The sequence below is a fragment of the Nostoc sp. WHI genome, from assembly GCF_015714725.1.
In the GTDB taxonomy this organism is placed as follows: Bacteria; Cyanobacteriota; Cyanobacteriia; order Cyanobacteriales; family Nostocaceae; genus Nostoc.
In genome coordinates, this window is the sequence record NZ_WBKM01000038.1 from 1 (window position 1) to 15,045 (window position 15,045).

At 43.2% G+C, this 15,045-nt stretch carries 18 protein-coding genes and 1 pseudogene; 6 read left to right on the forward strand and 13 right to left on the reverse strand.

What is annotated here, in order from left to right; translation table 11 throughout:
* From F8S12_RS42205 to F8S12_RS03620, 7 genes and pseudogenes are all read right to left on the reverse strand, one after another.
* Positions 1 to 306 (reverse strand): annotated as a pseudogene (locus F8S12_RS42205) (ISH3 family transposase); the annotation flags it as partial.
* Between the two features lie 323 nt (positions 307 to 629).
* Positions 630 to 1,727, reverse strand: a complete 1,098-nt coding sequence (pqqE, locus tag F8S12_RS03595; protein ID WP_196514831.1) for a pyrroloquinoline quinone biosynthesis protein PqqE — start codon at positions 1,725 to 1,727, stop codon at positions 630 to 632.
* Between the two features lie 15 nt (positions 1,728 to 1,742).
* Positions 1,743 to 2,084, reverse strand: a complete 342-nt coding sequence (gene pqqD / locus F8S12_RS03600; protein ID WP_196514832.1) for a pyrroloquinoline quinone biosynthesis peptide chaperone PqqD — start codon at positions 2,082 to 2,084, stop codon at positions 1,743 to 1,745.
* Positions 2,085 to 2,161: 77 nt separating this feature from the next.
* Entirely contained in the window at positions 2,162 to 2,890 is a 729-nt protein-coding gene (gene pqqC, locus F8S12_RS03605) for a pyrroloquinoline-quinone synthase PqqC (protein WP_331001340.1), read from the reverse strand.
* Positions 2,891 to 2,911: 21 nt separating this feature from the next.
* Positions 2,912 to 3,817: a pyrroloquinoline quinone biosynthesis protein PqqB gene (gene pqqB / locus F8S12_RS03610; protein WP_196514833.1), complete on the reverse strand. Its 906-nt coding sequence runs from the start codon at positions 3,815 to 3,817 to the stop codon at positions 2,912 to 2,914.
* A 57-nt stretch (positions 3,818 to 3,874) separates the two neighbouring features.
* A complete protein-coding gene (gene pqqA, locus F8S12_RS03615; RefSeq protein ID WP_196514834.1) occupies positions 3,875 to 4,063 on the reverse strand; it encodes a pyrroloquinoline quinone precursor peptide PqqA in 189 nt (62 codons plus the stop codon).
* A gap of 248 nt (positions 4,064 to 4,311) precedes the next feature.
* The gene (locus F8S12_RS03620; RefSeq protein WP_196514835.1) at positions 4,312 to 4,593 is read right to left on the reverse strand and encodes a hypothetical protein; all 282 of its coding nucleotides are present in this window, start codon (positions 4,591 to 4,593) and stop codon (positions 4,312 to 4,314) included.
* Positions 4,594 to 4,659: 66 nt separating this feature from the next.
* Here F8S12_RS03620 and F8S12_RS03625 point away from each other — a divergent pair, with 66 nt between their 5' ends.
* The 3 genes from F8S12_RS03625 (at position 4,660) to F8S12_RS40220 (ending at position 5,929) form a co-directional block, all read left to right on the forward strand.
* Positions 4,660 to 4,836, forward strand: a complete 177-nt coding sequence (locus tag F8S12_RS03625) for a hypothetical protein (protein WP_196514836.1) — start codon at positions 4,660 to 4,662, stop codon at positions 4,834 to 4,836.
* Positions 4,826 to 5,155 carry a hypothetical protein gene (locus F8S12_RS03630; protein ID WP_230967763.1) on the forward strand — a complete coding sequence of 110 codons (330 nt, stop codon included), beginning with the start codon at positions 4,826 to 4,828 and terminating at the stop codon, positions 5,153 to 5,155. Before F8S12_RS03625 ends, F8S12_RS03630 begins: the two co-directional genes overlap by 11 nt.
* Before the next feature lie 339 nt (positions 5,156 to 5,494).
* Complete coding sequence (locus F8S12_RS40220; protein ID WP_230967764.1) at positions 5,495 to 5,929, forward strand: hypothetical protein; 435 nt, start codon at positions 5,495 to 5,497, stop codon at positions 5,927 to 5,929.
* A gap of 319 nt (positions 5,930 to 6,248) precedes the next feature.
* Here F8S12_RS40220 and F8S12_RS03640 read toward each other — a convergent pair whose 3' ends face one another.
* A complete protein-coding gene (locus tag F8S12_RS03640) occupies positions 6,249 to 8,291 on the reverse strand; it encodes a chromosome segregation ATPase (RefSeq protein WP_196514837.1) in 2,043 nt (680 codons plus the stop codon).
* Between the two features lie 154 nt (positions 8,292 to 8,445).
* Positions 8,446 to 9,351: an Hsp33 family molecular chaperone HslO gene (gene hslO, locus F8S12_RS03645; protein ID WP_196514838.1), complete on the reverse strand. Its 906-nt coding sequence runs from the start codon at positions 9,349 to 9,351 to the stop codon at positions 8,446 to 8,448.
* Between the two features lie 140 nt (positions 9,352 to 9,491).
* Between hslO and F8S12_RS03650 the strand changes: the two genes are divergently transcribed.
* A complete protein-coding gene (locus F8S12_RS03650) occupies positions 9,492 to 9,878 on the forward strand; it encodes a hypothetical protein (protein WP_196514839.1) in 387 nt (128 codons plus the stop codon).
* A 199-nt stretch (positions 9,879 to 10,077) separates the two neighbouring features.
* Here F8S12_RS03650 and F8S12_RS41510 read toward each other — a convergent pair whose 3' ends face one another.
* The 4 genes from F8S12_RS41510 to hisD form a co-directional block, all read right to left on the reverse strand.
* A complete protein-coding gene (locus F8S12_RS41510) occupies positions 10,078 to 10,398 on the reverse strand; it encodes a Uma2 family endonuclease (RefSeq protein ID WP_331001341.1) in 321 nt (106 codons plus the stop codon).
* Between the two features lie 2 nt (positions 10,399 to 10,400).
* Positions 10,401 to 10,664, reverse strand: a complete 264-nt coding sequence (locus tag F8S12_RS41515) for a Uma2 family endonuclease (protein WP_269144765.1) — start codon at positions 10,662 to 10,664, stop codon at positions 10,401 to 10,403.
* An 18-nt stretch (positions 10,665 to 10,682) separates the two neighbouring features.
* Positions 10,683 to 11,108 (reverse strand): universal stress protein, encoded by a 426-nt coding sequence (locus F8S12_RS03660; protein WP_196514840.1) that lies wholly within the window; start codon positions 11,106 to 11,108, stop codon positions 10,683 to 10,685.
* A 349-nt stretch (positions 11,109 to 11,457) separates the two neighbouring features.
* The gene (hisD, locus tag F8S12_RS03665; protein ID WP_196514841.1) at positions 11,458 to 12,759 is read right to left on the reverse strand and encodes a histidinol dehydrogenase; all 1,302 of its coding nucleotides are present in this window, start codon (positions 12,757 to 12,759) and stop codon (positions 11,458 to 11,460) included.
* Positions 12,760 to 13,139: 380 nt separating this feature from the next.
* Between hisD and rpsT the strand changes: the two genes are divergently transcribed.
* Both rpsT and F8S12_RS03675 read left to right on the forward strand, forming a co-directional pair.
* Positions 13,140 to 13,436 carry a 30S ribosomal protein S20 gene (gene rpsT, locus F8S12_RS03670; RefSeq protein ID WP_196514842.1) on the forward strand — a complete coding sequence of 99 codons (297 nt, stop codon included), beginning with the start codon at positions 13,140 to 13,142 and terminating at the stop codon, positions 13,434 to 13,436.
* A 163-nt stretch (positions 13,437 to 13,599) separates the two neighbouring features.
* Positions 13,600 to 14,397 (forward strand): TatD family hydrolase, encoded by a 798-nt coding sequence (locus F8S12_RS03675; protein ID WP_196514843.1) that lies wholly within the window; start codon positions 13,600 to 13,602, stop codon positions 14,395 to 14,397.
* Positions 14,398 to 15,045: the final 648 nt, after the last annotated feature.

The window sequence follows — 15,045 nt, forward strand, 5'->3', positions numbered from 1 at the left end:
TTTTTTTTCAATCCTAAAGGAATTCGACTTTTCAATGCTTGATTAATTTGTATCTCTAATTCCTCAAAATTGTTAATTTTATTAAGATGATATCTAATATCATTAGCTGTAGGGACATTCTTTAATGATTTGGCTGTATTTTCGATACTATCTCCATTGCTAGCTGCCTTTATAAGAATCTCGAATAAAGTCTTTTGATCACATAGTCCTTGAGAATCAAAAAGAAAAATTTTCTACTAAGCATTCAATAACCTCTTCAAGGGTTTCTGAGGCGGTTATTGCCAGTCCTTCTAATGAAACAGTCAATTTTTTCAGCCAATATGCTACACAATACTTTCATCATTTCATTTTTTGAAATTTTTCAGATTAGTATAAGCATTAATTATAATGTAAGTAGCTTATCTTACTTTAATATACGTAGTCGCGACTAGCGATCGCTCTTTGGGAAAAACTTTTTGGTTTACTGATATTTAGTAGGGGTCTTAAACCCATTTATTCAGACGCTCGAAGACTCGCTAACGCTACGCTATCCGCTTTTTTGGTCAGAATTAATGCTGAATTCTGACTCCTGACTTCTGAATTCTGTTTGATAATGCTCAATTTTTCACAAAAGACGGCGAGAAAGCCCATTACATTTGCATGGAGCGATAAACCAAAGGTAGGGGGGAATCCAAGTTTTCCTGATTTGCCTGCTTTGTAACTGTAGTAATCAGGTGATGGTGTGGTGACAGATGACAAACAGGATCAGTGGCAGCAGCATTGTTCGTTAGAAGTAAGGCTTGACAACGGCAACCACCAAAATCAAGCTGGCGGCGATCGCAACTTTGGCAAGGTTCAGACATCCATTCTGTTCCCCGGAAGCGATTAAAAGCAGATGATTCAAACCAAATCCAATCTAGTGAATGGTTACGGACGTTAGCAAATTCTAGTTCTGGAATTGAACTGGCGGCTTGGCAAGGTAACACATCGCCATTGGGAGCGATCACTAAAGCTCGATTACCCCAGCCACTCATACATGGTTTGGGGTAATCTTCATAGTAGTCTGGAAGCACATATAAGATACCCATTGGGCAGATATTGCGCTTTCTAGCTAATGCTACTGCGGCATCTGCTCGTTCTAACTGCTGGCGGGTGGGTAGTAAAACAGTACGGTTGCGATATGCCCAGCCATAATACTGAGTGTTTGCTAATTCAACTCGGTCTGCTTTTAAAACCTCACACAGCTCTAAAATCTCATCAATTCTGTCTAGGTTTTGCCGATGCAGAACAAAATTAAGTGTTAACGGAAAACCTAAAGCTTTTACTAATCTTGCTGCTTCTAGTTTTTGATTAAAAGAGGGAGTTCCAGCAATATAGTCCGACTCAGCAGCACGACTATCTTGGATACTAATTTGTACGTGATCGAGTCCGGCATCACGCAGCTGTGTAGCTCGTTCTGGAGTTAACAGTGTAGCAGCAGTAATCAAAGTAGTATATAGTTCGGCTTTGGCTGCTGCTGCCACAAGTAATTCTATATCTTTTCGTAGCAGTGGTTCGCCGCCGGTTAAGCCAAGCTGTAACACACCCAAGTTTGAGGCTTGCTGAATTACTCGCAACCAATCCTCGGTGGAAAGCTCTTGACGATAATTATGATCGCCACAATTAAGCGGGTTGGAGCAGTACGGACAACGCAGTGGGCAGCGATATGTTAATTCTGCAATTAAGCTTAAAGGTCTATCAGTCGTCATTGTTAGTAATAGTGTTTAGTTTAAATCTGCTCCACTTGAGAAATTACTTTTTTCATTTGGAGGTAAAGGTTCTGGTTCTATTCCTTCTACAGTTAATAGTCCTCGTTCACTAATTCGAGAGAGCAGATGGCGCACGTCCTCTAGCATATTTTCGCCTTGGTACTGTTTGTTCAACTCCTGTGCGATCATATTCAGAGTTCGTTTACCGTTACAAAGTGCTAAAATTGCTGCTGCTGTGGAGTTTAATTTTAGTGCCCCTTCTGGAATCAGGAGCCAATGCTGCTTTCTCAGATCATCCCATCGTAAACGCACACCACGAACTAGCCGAGGTTGGGCATGATTCTCTATAATACTCATTTAATTCGTAATTCGTAGTTAATTTTATAGGGATTAGGGACAAAGAGAATTAACTGTTAACTTTTGTCTGTTGTCCCCTATTCTCTATATCCTTCTTGAGGTCTAGTATCGCCCCGTTCAATCGCCTCTAATTGGCTCCACAACAAATTGCACTTAAATATTAAAGCTTGTACTGCTCGTTCCTGAGACTCACGAGTTCTACAGTGTTTGAGGACTTGGTTGAGGGCATATTGAGCATCTCTGGGTGCTTGGTGAAGACGTGCCCGAAAATAGTCAAATCCAGCAGGATCGATCCACGGGTAATGCTGTTCTAATGCAACTAAGCGTACTCGAATTGCATCTGGGCCAAACAGTTCAGTCAGCGATGCAGCCACTGCTTCAATCCAGGGTCGAGTGCGGCAAAAGTTAACGTAGGCATCCACTGCATATTGAACTCCAGGCAGTACGTGCTGGTCTTCTAAGAGTTCTTGACGAGACAATCCTACAGCTTTACCGAGTTTTAACCATGCCTCAATACCACCTTCGCTCTCACCTTGACCGTCATGATCAATGATGCGTTGAATCCATTCCCGCCGCACTTCTAAATCAGTGCAGTTTGACAAGATAGCAGCATCTTTAAGAGGAATACTTTTTTGATAGTAAAATCTATTTGCTACCCAGCGCCGTACTTCTGTTGACGTTAAATCACCACTGTTCATCCTTGCATGAAATGGATGCAGATGATGGTAGCGGCGATGTTGCGATCGCAATACAGCCTCTAGTTCTGTCTGAGTCCACGGGAGAGGTTCTTTAACTAATTCCAACACGCTTTTTCTTACACCTCAAAATTACAATTCGATGGTTAGACCATCGTAACCAACTTCTATTCCTGCGGCTTCAACAATTTTGCGCTCCTCTGAATCAGGTAAAAGTATTGGGTTAGTGTTGTTGATGTGAACCAGAATTTTCCGAGGACGGCTGAGTTTAGCAAGGCTTTTTAAACTAGTGTTAAGGGGTAAGTGTCCCATATCGCGGGCTTGCAGCTTGGATATTCCTAAAGCCAACAACTCATCATTGTCCCAGCAAGTGCCATCTACTAAAATGCAGTCACTAGACTCAAACCGCTCTAAGATTTTTTCGTCAAGTTCAGCTAAACCTGGAGCATAAGTAGCAACTTTGCCAGTTGTATGATCGCGAAATGTTAAACCTATAACCCAAAATCCATCTAAATTTGTCTTGTGGCGCATATATTTTGGTGGTTTGGCTGCTAGTGGAAATACCTCCACTTCCAAACCATCTTCTCCATTCAACCCCAAGTTTATAGGTACATGAGGTTCAAGTACAGACCATTCCACACCACAATAGCTTGCTAACGTAGATAGCAGGGGATAACCCTCTGTCAGAGCCATGTGTACTGTTTCTGTACCATAGACACGTAGTTTTTCCGTAGATTCTCTGAGAATAATCAGCCCAGTGGTATGATCAATCTCTGCATCAGTTAACAGAACACCAGCGATCGGGCTTGACCGAATTGTAGACGGCTGTCCTTCCCGCAATTTCTCCAACTGCGGACGTACATCTGGAGAGGCATTGACCAAAAACCAGGGCTGATTGTTTTTCCTCACTGCAATTGATGACTGGTTGAGCCAATTTACACCTGCACGACTTGTGCGGACTGCTTGGCAATTAGGACAGTTACAATTCCATTGGGGAAAACCACCACCTGCGGCAGTACCAAGAATTTTTAGGAACATAAAAACAGAAAGCAGGTAGAGGTTTTATTCAGCAATTAGACTTGTTAGTATCTACAATTATTGCTCATTGAAAATGTATGTGGTAATTTCCATACACAAGTCAAGTTCATCAAAATCTGGTTTTTCCCAATCAATTGCTGACTTAACATTTGGAGGATGAAATGAGCTTCTAGCAGAGGCATCCTCCCTTAATTTTGAGCTATTGCTTTCTTGTTGCATAGAGTGATTGTTTGTTTTCCGAATCATTATTGGCTCCTATTGAAATAAATGTTCAGTTTTTTATTTGGCCTGCAATTAATTCTAGTAATTTTAATTACTATCTGTCTTATTTGCTGGCTCAAAATATCTTTGCTTTAGGCTAAACTGTGCTACACAAGAAGTATACAGTATTTTTACTGCTCTTTCCTTATTTTTCATTATACGTAAAAGTAAGGGGGCGTTTGAAAAGTCTGAGAAATAGTAAAAATCTTTCTCAGTATATGCTAATAGAACTTTCAAGAAACACATTCCGTGGAGTGAGAAATAGGGATGAGTTCTAAGCCAAAAGCCTGAGCTTTTTTCTTCAAGTTTTTCAACGTGCGCTCTCGGTACTGTTGCTCACAAGCATCAAGACCAGGGTCAGAGTAGGCACTTCCAGAAGTCCAAAGGTGATAAAAAAGACGTGCCAGCTTGTGAGCGGTGGTAGTAATCGCCTTTGGCGTGTCCAAACGGGACTGTATTCGACGGTAGAAAGCACCGAGAGCAGAATGACTAAATATTGGCGAGTATTTTTGCAAAGCTGAAAAAGGACAAGGGCGGTCGATCCTATTTCAGAAAAAAGCCCCGTTTATTGATAATCGAAAGTGCGATTGCACAACGTCAACAGAGTTGAGGAATTGATGCAGCGAGGTTTGATGGCTCAAGGAGTAATTGCAGCCTTTGCTATTTTGATGTTTTCGTTCATCGACATCTACGGTGTTTATCGTTACATCGGTCAACAAGTTCAACAAATTCAGGAGACGTATAGCAATGTTAGGTAAATGGCTTCCTGGTTTATTTGGTAGTAAAAATGACGGTATAGTTTCAACAGATTTAAGAGTGGGAGATGCTACCCAAATTGAAGGAAACCTCCCTTCATCAATCCGCGATCGCTACACATTACCTGCTTACACTACAGCACAGCAGGTTCTGGATGAAGCAGAAGTGACTGGCACTTTAAAGGCGCAGAAGTGGCTACATACAAAATTTTCCCGCCACAAGCTCAAGCAGTTACAATCCTTGGCAGAGATGTATAAAAACCAACTGGCATATTCTCAAGAAGCCCTGAAGGTTGAGGAGGATTTACAGCGAACCAGGTGATATTTACGAGTGTGTTCTTGATGTTGGTTAGTGTAGTTCTAAAAATAATCAGCAATCCTCACAACAGCAGATTGACTGGTATGAAGAAATTATAAAATGGGCAACAGAATTAGGAAGAAGACCGCATTTCCAAGAAATCAAACAGAAGTGGCACGAATTAAGGGGGCAAGAGTTAAACGAAAGGGGGGTGACTCTATTACTAGAAAATCTCGGCTACCTAGATAATTAAACTGGAACGCTCGATATGGTAATCCGAAAGAGTACAGAAAGCAAGTAGCGAAGCCAAGTGCCGGGACTGGCTTAATAGCCCAATTTGGGAAACTACAAGGCGCAAGTCTGATGCTCAACGAGCTTGCACCCGATAGATCAAAGATTCTGCGTCGGTTGTTTCCAGACACTCCACTATTTGGGGTCAACGCCGAACAAATCAACGATTATTTAGCCCGCATTTCTCAGCCTTCGGTTGTTCTGATGAATCCACCGTTTTCGTCGTCCCCGAAAATCAACAGTCGCAACCCTGATGCCACCCCTCGCCACATCAACTCGGCATTGCAAAGACTGGTTGACGGTGGACGGCTGGTAACAATCACAGCCACTCTCGAAATTGAGTTAACGCCCACGCAAGAACGGATTTATAATAGCTACTCCGATGCTTTTCAAGTTATTCATAATAATTTAGAGAAGGCGTTAGAAGCTTGCAATATTTCCGGTGCAAAAACGTACAATCGCGCTGCTAAGATGTCTGCCACTAATTATTTGATTGACGTTATTTGACCGAAAAAGATGTAGATCATTTTTAATAAAAGTAGTAAATAAAAATATTTAGCGGAGATTGAAATAGTCTTGGCTAAAATTATCATGTTGATTTTATCGTCAATTACTGGCTTATTTGAGAGAGGCAATCTATTTTTAAAGCCCATAAAATTAATTTACTTAATCTTCTCTATTTTTGGGCTTTAAAAAGTCAACCTCAACCAGAAAAATTAAGTAGATAAAATTTTCCTGGCTGTTTTTTCAAAAATATCAATAATCTGAGTCACATCTGCGGAATGTGGGTCATATATTGACTTGAAAATTGCTGTAATAATTAATATCACTGCCCATTAGTAGTCGTTGATGGTGGCAATTGTGGAGACTCAAGCTCAGGCTGAGGCTGCGGTTGAGGATTGAGAAATTCCTGCCAAGTTCTAATTTGCTCTCGCGCCGCACTATAAGCAGCACTACCGCGTGGAATCAATTTGGCAATTTCAATTCCTCTGGAAATATCAGACTGACCTTGAGAGCGTGCTATTTCTAACAATTGCTGACTCCACTGGTCAATAGCCTGATTCGCATCCATACGTAAGATGCTATTGTTTGAAACCCGATCCGCCAGTCGTATTGCCTCAAGCAAGGCTTCGGGCGTGCCAACTGCCCCCACTTCCTGCGCTTTTCTCCAGTTTTCTGTGGTGCGGATTTGCCCTTGCCACTCATCTATAGCAGCTTGTGCTTCCCCAGAAAGTGCCCTTCCCGACGATGCAATTTGTTGAGCTGTGCTAATGGCGGCGGTAAGATTTCCACTCTGAGCCAGTTCTTGTGCCTGATCTAAGTAAGGCTGGTCTTGAATTCGCTGAATCTTTCCTGTCCAAGTGCGAATTTTGTTCCGTGCTTCTGGATATAATGCCCGACCTCTACGGATTTGACTGGCTTCAGAGATAGCAGCTTGCAATGAGTTAATATCCTCGAATATTGCTATCTGTTCGGCGCGTTCTAAGTAAGGTTGGTCTTCAATTGTCTCCACTTGTACACGCCAGCGACCCATCTCTTGCCTAGCTTCTGTGGCCCTGGGGTTACTCGCAGGGATGAGCTGTACTTGGGCGATCGCTGCTGTTAAATTATTGACTGTTCCTTGGCTAGCCAATATTCTCGCTTTTTCTAGATTGGCAACATCTTCAATTTCCAACTGCCAACGAGCAATCAATTCTTGTGCTTCGTTATACACTGGTCTTGTGGGTTCAATTTGTTGTGCTTGGGCGATCGCTGCCTCTAAACCAGAAACATTACCTATCCAAGCACTTCTTTTGGCGTCAGCTATGGCGATAAAGTCATCTGTTTCGCCTTGTAGTTTCGTACTTTCCGGTATTTGTCTAGCAATATTCAGTGCTTCATCCGCATCCTGCTTATCTAGTTTCGCCCGTGCCAATTCCAGCATTTTGCGTCCAAATGCAGGAATCGCCTCCTGAGCTTTTTGATAAATGTAACTTTCCTGACCAATGGACTCGGCTAACTTGATAGCTTCTAATAAATTATCAACAACTTTGCTACTTGCTAAGTTTTCAGCTTTTCCTAACTTATCGCCATCTTCCCGCGCTGTGATAATTAGACGATTCAATTGGTCGTATTTAGTACCCGCCCAGTATTGATTATCTACGCGCAGCATTCTGGCGGATAACATGAATGCCGATTGCCAACGCCTTTCCCGCACTTCGGCGATCGCACCGTTGTATGTTTTTTCTGCTTTTGACCAAATCGACTGCCATTTGTCGATTTGCTCATTAACTAATTTATAAGCTGTTACGTCTTCGGGTATTTTCTGAGCAGTAGCGATCGCTTCCTCTAAATTCCCTGTTTGGAAACTTTGATCAGCTAACTTCAAAATATCTCGTGACCATTCCTCGATGAAACGATCAATTTCTCCATGCAACGGGTGATTTTTTGGTAGTTGTTTCACCAAAGCGATCGCTTGCAATAAATCGTTGACTGTCTCCTTGGAAGCCGCCAACTGAGCGCAGTGTAGCCGCACCGAAGCACTTGCTAGGGGCCAAAAAATTGATGGGCAGTTAGGAGCAGTTGGCAGTTTTAGCAGCATTGCCATTGCCAAGAATCCTACACTGCCGGGAATCAACATTAGTAGTACTAGCCACAACGTCCAGCTTTTCATCCAGCGTGGCCATTTTCCAGAAGTACTACTGAGTTGGGCAGTTTCTTCTGAATCGTTTTTTTTTCGCCGCTTCACTGACTTAGAGGTAGAACCAGTAGTTGGGCCATCAAATGGCTGAGTTTCACCGAATTGTTCTGTTCGAGATAATCTTGTATTTTGATCTGGCTCGCTTCCACTGGCTGAAGACCAACTGTCTGGAATATCCCGCTCTGTCATCTTTCACACCAAAATAATTGAATAGCGCTCTATTTTAGGTCGATAATTCCATTGTTGTCATAGTAACTTTCTGATCATTAAAAAGCTACTTTTTTGATTATCCCTCTCCACAGAATACCATTATCAATCGAAAAGTTCAGTGCTGTTTTATACTTTATTCTGAAACGGTAGATTCAGCTTGCAAATCGGCAATTAGTTGAGCTAAGTCATCGCTACTTGCCTGATAAACGTTGCCGCAAAAGTCGCAAGTTGCCTCAGCACCATTATCTTTAATAATCATATCTTGTAGTTCGGCTTCTCCCAAAATCTTGAGTGCCCCCAAAACGCGATCAAAAGAACAACCACAGTGGAAGCGCAATATTTGCCTTTCTGGAAAGATTACCAGTCCCATGTCTCCTAGCAGATCATTAAAGATTTCAGTCAAAGTCTTCCCAGCTTGCAACAACGGTGTAAATCCTGCGAGACTTGCTACCCGTGATTCCAACTTTTCTACTAGGGCTTCGTCTCTAGCAGCTTTGGGCAATACTTGTACCAACAATCCTCCAGCAGCTGTAACTCCACCTGCTCCCACGAACACACCCAAAACTAAAGCTGAAGGTGTTTGTTCGGAATTCATCAGATAATGAGCCACATCATCGCCAATTTCACCAGAAACTAGTTCTACTGTACTAGAGTAAGGATAACCATAACCGATATCCCGGACAACGTAGAGGTAGCCGGCACCCACTGCACCACCAACATCTAGCTTTCCTTTGGCACTGGGAGGCAATTCCACAGATGGATTTCCCACATACCCGCGTACCGTGCCATCTAGTCCGGCATCTACCAATATGCCGCCCAAAGGCCCATCGCCCTTGACCCGAACATTGACCTTCGACCCAGTTCGTTTCATACTAGAAGCCATTAACAAGCCTGCTGCCATAGTCCGACCTAGTGCTGCCGTTGCCACATAGGAAAGCTTGTGACGCCCCCGTGCTTCTTCTGTTAAACGCGTGGTGATCACACCTACGGCACGAATCCCACCTTCGGCTGCTGTTGCACGAATTAACTGATCCGCCATGAATAACCTTACATTTCTTAACAAGTTCACCTTTTCTATTCTAAGTTCTCCGCTCGTAGAAAAGTGACGCGGTAATAATCAGTGATTGTATTTGCAATATTAGAAATAGCGATGTCTCACCTTTAGGTAATCGGATAAAAATGCTGGGTAATTTTCAACAAAGTCAACTGCGGATCGAAATCGAAGCACCAACAGATGCAATTCGTGACAGTCTACTGCATCCGGTGCAACTAGAAAAATGGCTCTTAGGGCAGCGCTTTGCCCCAGGAATGCCAGAAGAACTGCTTCCTGGATTTCAGTTTACTAGCTGGACTGGCCCAGTCCAGATTCATCATCAAGTAGACATCGTAAAATCCAACTGCCTCCGCTTCTTACTCAGTGGAGGCATTGACGGGTTTCACGAATGGTACTGGGGAGAAGGTTGGGTACAGTCTCGCTTAGAAGGAGTTTCAATTTTGCCCTTGAATTTGGGTCAAACCTTAAGTTTGTTGAGATTGCGTCAGTTTTTGGCAACTCAAGGGCGTTGAATTGACTGAATGTAGGGACAAGGGGATTTTCCTTGTCTCTATCCCAGATTTCTGAATCAGCCGACAAATCTATGAGCAGCCTTGCTTTTCTCAAAATAAATTTACTGCTTGACCAAGGTAAATTGAAAATGTAAGCGTCTCTAAAAAAGTTACGCACCAACTAAGTGAGCATTTAAATTTTCAAATCATTAAATTATTTTTAATTGTCGGCTGTTAACACTTGTTCAGCTGTTAATTCTAACTCTGGAAAAGTTTGAGATTGAATGCGATCGCTACCAACAAACTCTATCGGTTCGTATAATTCTTCAATTAACATAAAAATAGTCACTTTGTTCGTTAATGGATCGACAATCCAATACTCTGGAATATTTAAAACGTTATATTCAACTCGCTTGGCTCGATAATCTACAATCTTTGTTGATTCACTAACTACTTCCACCACTAACAAGGGGGGTGGTTCGTTGAGTTCAATAACTGCCTCTCGGTTTCTCAACTCTCGCCACTGAGGCAATGGAATCACAACTACATCTGGAATCCTTGATGTATCCCATCTGCCAGCAGGGGGGAACGAATACCGATAACCATTTGTTTGGAAGTCCAATCCAACCTTAGCCGGAGAATTTCGGCTCGGAAACAAACATTGAGAAATTCTGCTAACGCCCCATGTTGCCCACTTCCTAGACTCATGGGAATTAGTTCTCCATTGACCAATTCGTAGCGGGTATCAGTGCCATCATCATATTTCAGGTATTGATCAAAGGTTAGTTTTGGGGTGGTTATAGTCATTGCTTCCCCTGTAAGTTTTTACCCTGGTTTGACGACTAACACCGAACAATTAGCCTCTTCCACAACTTGACTGCTAACAGAACCCTGAACAATTCGCTTCATCCCAATCAACCCCCGACTACCAATTATGATCAAGTCAGTTTTGTAAATATTACCAAGGCGAATAATTTCTTCGGCAGGATCACCAGTTACCAGTTCTAACTCACTTGTGACTGATAAGTTTTTCTGATAAGATTGTAGTTGTTTTTCAATATTAAAATAAGAAAATGTTGGGGACTCTGGCTGAGGCCGATCAGCAGGTAGTTCCATTTCTGACTCTGGCGTGGGAAACACATGGCAAAGAATAATCTTGGCATCTTTTGAAAATGCCAAATTATCTAAAGTCTCAATTACTCGTTCTGCAATTTCCGAACCGTCCAGAGCTACCAAAACAGTATTTAGCACCGCTCTCGTCTCCTAAAGAGTAGACACCTTACATAAGTATCTAACAAAATTCCTCGGCAGCGACACTAAACCAATTTTTGCTCTGCCAACTTAGTTTATATATTTGAAGCTGCGCCATAGGTTAGTTTCATACAACTTTCAGTCTAGTGGGTTGTAGCAACTAATTTGGAGAAGCTTTTCACCAGTTTCTTGGAAAGGCAAACCCACTCCAAGGAACTACAGTTCAGCAATCCCCGACTTTTGGATGCTTAAAGGGCGAATGGGGTGCGATCGCCCCATCCAAATTTTCAGTTTGCAGCAAGAAGAGTGACTTTTGCTAATAGTATAAGAAAAAATTAAGCATTTCAAATCACTCTTCTTGCTGAATCCGGTGTCGTACTGAGTCAGCATGGGAGGGTAAGCCCTCTGCTGTTGCCAGCACATCAATTGCACTAGCCACATTTTGCAGTGCTGTTTGGGAGTATTGAATAATACTGGAGTGTTTGAGGAAAGTTTCAACCCCTAACGCTGAAGCATAGCGAGCAGCTCCAGAAGTTGGCAAGGTATGGTTAGGGCCTGCCAAATAGTCTCCTACAGCTTCTGGTGTTGAGTAACCCAAAAAGATTGCCCCAGCGTGGCGAATCTGTGGTAATAGTGCCCAAGGGTCTTTGATTTCTAATTCCAGATGTTCGGGGGCAAATTCATTTGAGAGTTCTGCTGCTGCTTGAAGCGATTCCACTACAACAATCAAGCCGTAGTGAGCGATCGCCTTTTCTGTGTCGATTCGCCTTGGGTGATCCACTAACTGTCTTTCCAACGCTAATTGCACGTTCTTCGCCAAAGCAGCATCCGTCGTCAGCAAAATTGCTGCCGCCATCGGATCGTGTTCGGCTTGGGCTAACAAGTCAGCAGCGACATGCACCGGATTTGCGGTTTCATCGGCAATCACCAGCACTTCACTAGGGCCTGCCAAAGAATCAATGCCGACGATGCCGTAAACAAGTTTTTTCGCTAGGGTAACATAAATGTTACCAGGGCCAGTAATCACATCCACCTTCGGAATCGTTTCTGTGCCATAGGCTAAAGCGGCGATCGCTTGTGCCCCCCCAATGCGATAAATTTCTTGCACTCCTGCTTCTTGGGCAGCTACCAACACTGCTGGGTTAATTGCACCCCCTACGCCTGGTGGTGTTACCATCACCACGTGGGGTACAGCAGCAACATGAGCCGGAATTGCATTCATCAGCACTGTACTGGGATACGCAGCACGACCACCAGGCACATACAACCCCGCTCGATCTACGGGGGTGTAGCGTTTGCCCAAAACTATTTCATCGTCGCCAAAGTGCACCCAGCTTTTTGGAACTCGCTGACGATGAAATGCTTCAATTTGGCGGCAAGCTAGCCGAAGTGCGCCCAACAACTCCTTTGAAACCTGCTGATAGGCTGCATCAAGTTCCGAGCCTGTAACTCGGAGTTCTTCCGCTTTCAGGATTTGTTGATCAAATTCGGCTGTGTAATGCAATACAGCTTTATCGCCTTGGCGCTTCACGGCTTGCAAAACTTCCCGCACCGTTGCTTCTTTATGAAGCACCTGTTCGTCGTGGGTGCGATCGCAGATCCGTTGTAGTTCTGCTCTGACGTCTGCCTGCTGAGTAATAATTCGCAGCATGGAGTAAAGACAATGCCAAAATTATAATATTCCCAACTGAGATTTAGTCTTGCTCTTTACCCACTGGGGGTATAGAACTCACTCTAATTCTCTTCTCTAGCTTAACCTGGATTTTTTTGATACTCCCAAGACTGCCACCAGATGCTCTGCTTGAGAAGGTGACTTAATTGCTTAGTTTTATTGATATATCTTAATTATAACGCATTTACTCAATTGACGACACATTTAATTAGGGATTGGGGATAGTTCTTCCCCAGTAATTAATCTCATTACCCCAATGGCAGGATTTTTTTTAGGAAATTATAATATTGGCAATTTGGCTGCTATATTAGTAAGTCTAGTAGTGTGTGTACATATTAATAGTATTTTTGGGATTGATTGTGGCGAATACAAAGTCTGCTCTCAAGCGTGCCGGAATCGCAGAACGTAACCGACTGCGTAATAAATCTTATAAATCAGCAGTCAAGACGCTGATGAAGAAATACCTGAATGCTGTAACTGCCTATACAGCTAATCCTACCCCAGAATTAAACCAAGAAGTACAGGCTCGGTTATCCGAGGCTTACGCCAAAATCGATAAAGCAATAAAACGGGGTATTCTTCATCCCAACAATGGGGCCAGGAAAAAGTCAAGATTGGCTCACAGACTAAAACCTCTCACACAAACGGCTGAATAGTCATTGGTCATTTGTCCTTAGTCATCATCATGATGAAGGACAAACAACATAGACGCGCCAGCGGTGAAGCAGCGCGGTCTTGGGGGTTTCCCCCATGAGCGACTGCTGAACCCGTTGGCGCAGCCTCTCGTAGAGAAGGGCTTCCCGCAGGGTAGGACAAAAGATGCAACTGATAGACACACATGTTCATCTGAACTTTGATAGTTTCCAGCCGGATTTAGCAACAGTGCGAGCGCGGTGGCAAGAAGCAGGTGTAGTGCGTTTAGTACATTCCTGTGTTCACCCTAAGGAGTTTTCCAGTATTCAATCCATAGCGCGAGAGTTTCCCGAAATCAGCTTTGCGGTGGGATTACATCCTTTAGATGCTGATAAATGGAATGACGAGACAGCCGAGAAAATCAAAACTTTGGCGAATTCTGACTCGAATGTGGTGGCAATTGGGGAAATGGGGCTGGATTTTTACAAAGCTGATAACTATGAGCAACAGTACATAGTGTTTGAGTCACAGCTAGCGATCGCTTCTGAACTCAACTTACCAGTGATTATCCACTGCCGCGATGCTGCTGTGGCAACCAGAGAAGTGTTGCAAAAATGGCGGGAACTCAAAGGAGAAAGAGTGCGGGGCGTCATGCATTGCTGGGGAGGAACGCCAGAAGAAACTCAATGGTTTCTCGATTTAGGCTTCTACATCAGCTTTAGCGGAACAGTAACGTTCAAAAACGCCAAAGCGATCCAATCCTCAGCTGCAATGGTGAGTAGCGATCGCCTACTGATTGAAACAGACTGTCCATTCCTCGCTCCAGTTCCTAAACGAGGCGAGAGGCGCAACGAGCCGGCCTACGTGCTTTATGTAGCCGAGCAAGTAGCTAAACTGCGTCAGGAAACGGTAGAGGCGATCGCCCATCAAACCACCAAAAATGCCTGTGAATTATTCGGTTTGTCAATAGCAAGTGTGTCCTAGTGTCTTTTGTTAAGTTATGTTAAAAAAATAAACCTTTAGGGGGAACAAAATATGCTAATATTATTCCCTCAAAAACATTTTGCTTGCGCCATAATGATAAAGGAAGGAATGTAAAACTTCTCATCTGAATTTTCCGTGCTGTTATCGGCTTGGCCATCCTCCAAATCTCTACAAGCGGATGCTCTCGACATATTACTAACCGTGCCAACTCAGGTGGAGCTAAACTTTTGCACAACATCGGCTTCATGTCTATTCAACCTATACAAAATCCTTAAACGAAATTGCCTTGTGAGTACAATCCAGCAAAATCAAGTCATTCTGATTCAAAGCCGACAAGGTGCGGATCATTCCCTCAATCTGAGAATATCTAAAGATATTACTGAGAGGATAAACAGCAGGGTGCATTTAAGACACGCCGTGTAGAGTTGCGTAAGCAAATTAACGCACTTTTTGGAGGGGAAGTGAGGAAAGTAGATAAAACTCAGGGATATCTCAATTGTATATTCTTCTTGAATCAAGACTATAGTTGGTTTTTGGTCTCTGAGTCACCGATTAGGGCAATTATCCCCTTCTCAAAATTGCTCATTCCAGCCAGCTTTAATCGCTGCGTTTGCCCACATCTGTAAATAGCAGGTGTGTAAGAAGAAA

Coding starts and splice junctions, on each gene's coding strand:
- F8S12_RS03650 (WP_196514839.1), top strand. CDS start 9,492: ATGCTGGGTAATTTTCAACAAAGTCAACTGCGGATCGAAATCGAAGCA.
- hslO (WP_196514838.1), bottom strand. CDS start 9,351: ATGGCGGATCAGTTAATTCGTGCAACAGCAGCCGAAGGTGGGATTCGT.
- F8S12_RS41515 (WP_269144765.1), bottom strand. CDS start 10,664: ATGACTATAACCACCCCAAAACTAACCTTTGATCAATACCTGAAATAT.
- F8S12_RS03675 (WP_196514843.1), top strand. CDS start 13,600: ATGCAACTGATAGACACACATGTTCATCTGAACTTTGATAGTTTCCAG.
- pqqA (WP_196514834.1), bottom strand. CDS start 4,063: ATGATTCGGAAAACAAACAATCACTCTATGCAACAAGAAAGCAATAGC.
- pqqE (WP_196514831.1), bottom strand. CDS start 1,727: ATGACGACTGATAGACCTTTAAGCTTAATTGCAGAATTAACATATCGC.
- hisD (WP_196514841.1), bottom strand. CDS start 12,759: ATGCTGCGAATTATTACTCAGCAGGCAGACGTCAGAGCAGAACTACAA.
- F8S12_RS03630 (WP_230967763.1), top strand. CDS start 4,826: ATGTTAGGTAAATGGCTTCCTGGTTTATTTGGTAGTAAAAATGACGGT.
- pqqB (WP_196514833.1), bottom strand. CDS start 3,817: ATGTTCCTAAAAATTCTTGGTACTGCCGCAGGTGGTGGTTTTCCCCAA.
- pqqD (WP_196514832.1), bottom strand. CDS start 2,084: ATGAGTATTATAGAGAATCATGCCCAACCTCGGCTAGTTCGTGGTGTG.
- F8S12_RS03640 (WP_196514837.1), bottom strand. CDS start 8,291: ATGACAGAGCGGGATATTCCAGACAGTTGGTCTTCAGCCAGTGGAAGC.
- F8S12_RS40220 (WP_230967764.1), top strand. CDS start 5,495: ATGCTCAACGAGCTTGCACCCGATAGATCAAAGATTCTGCGTCGGTTG.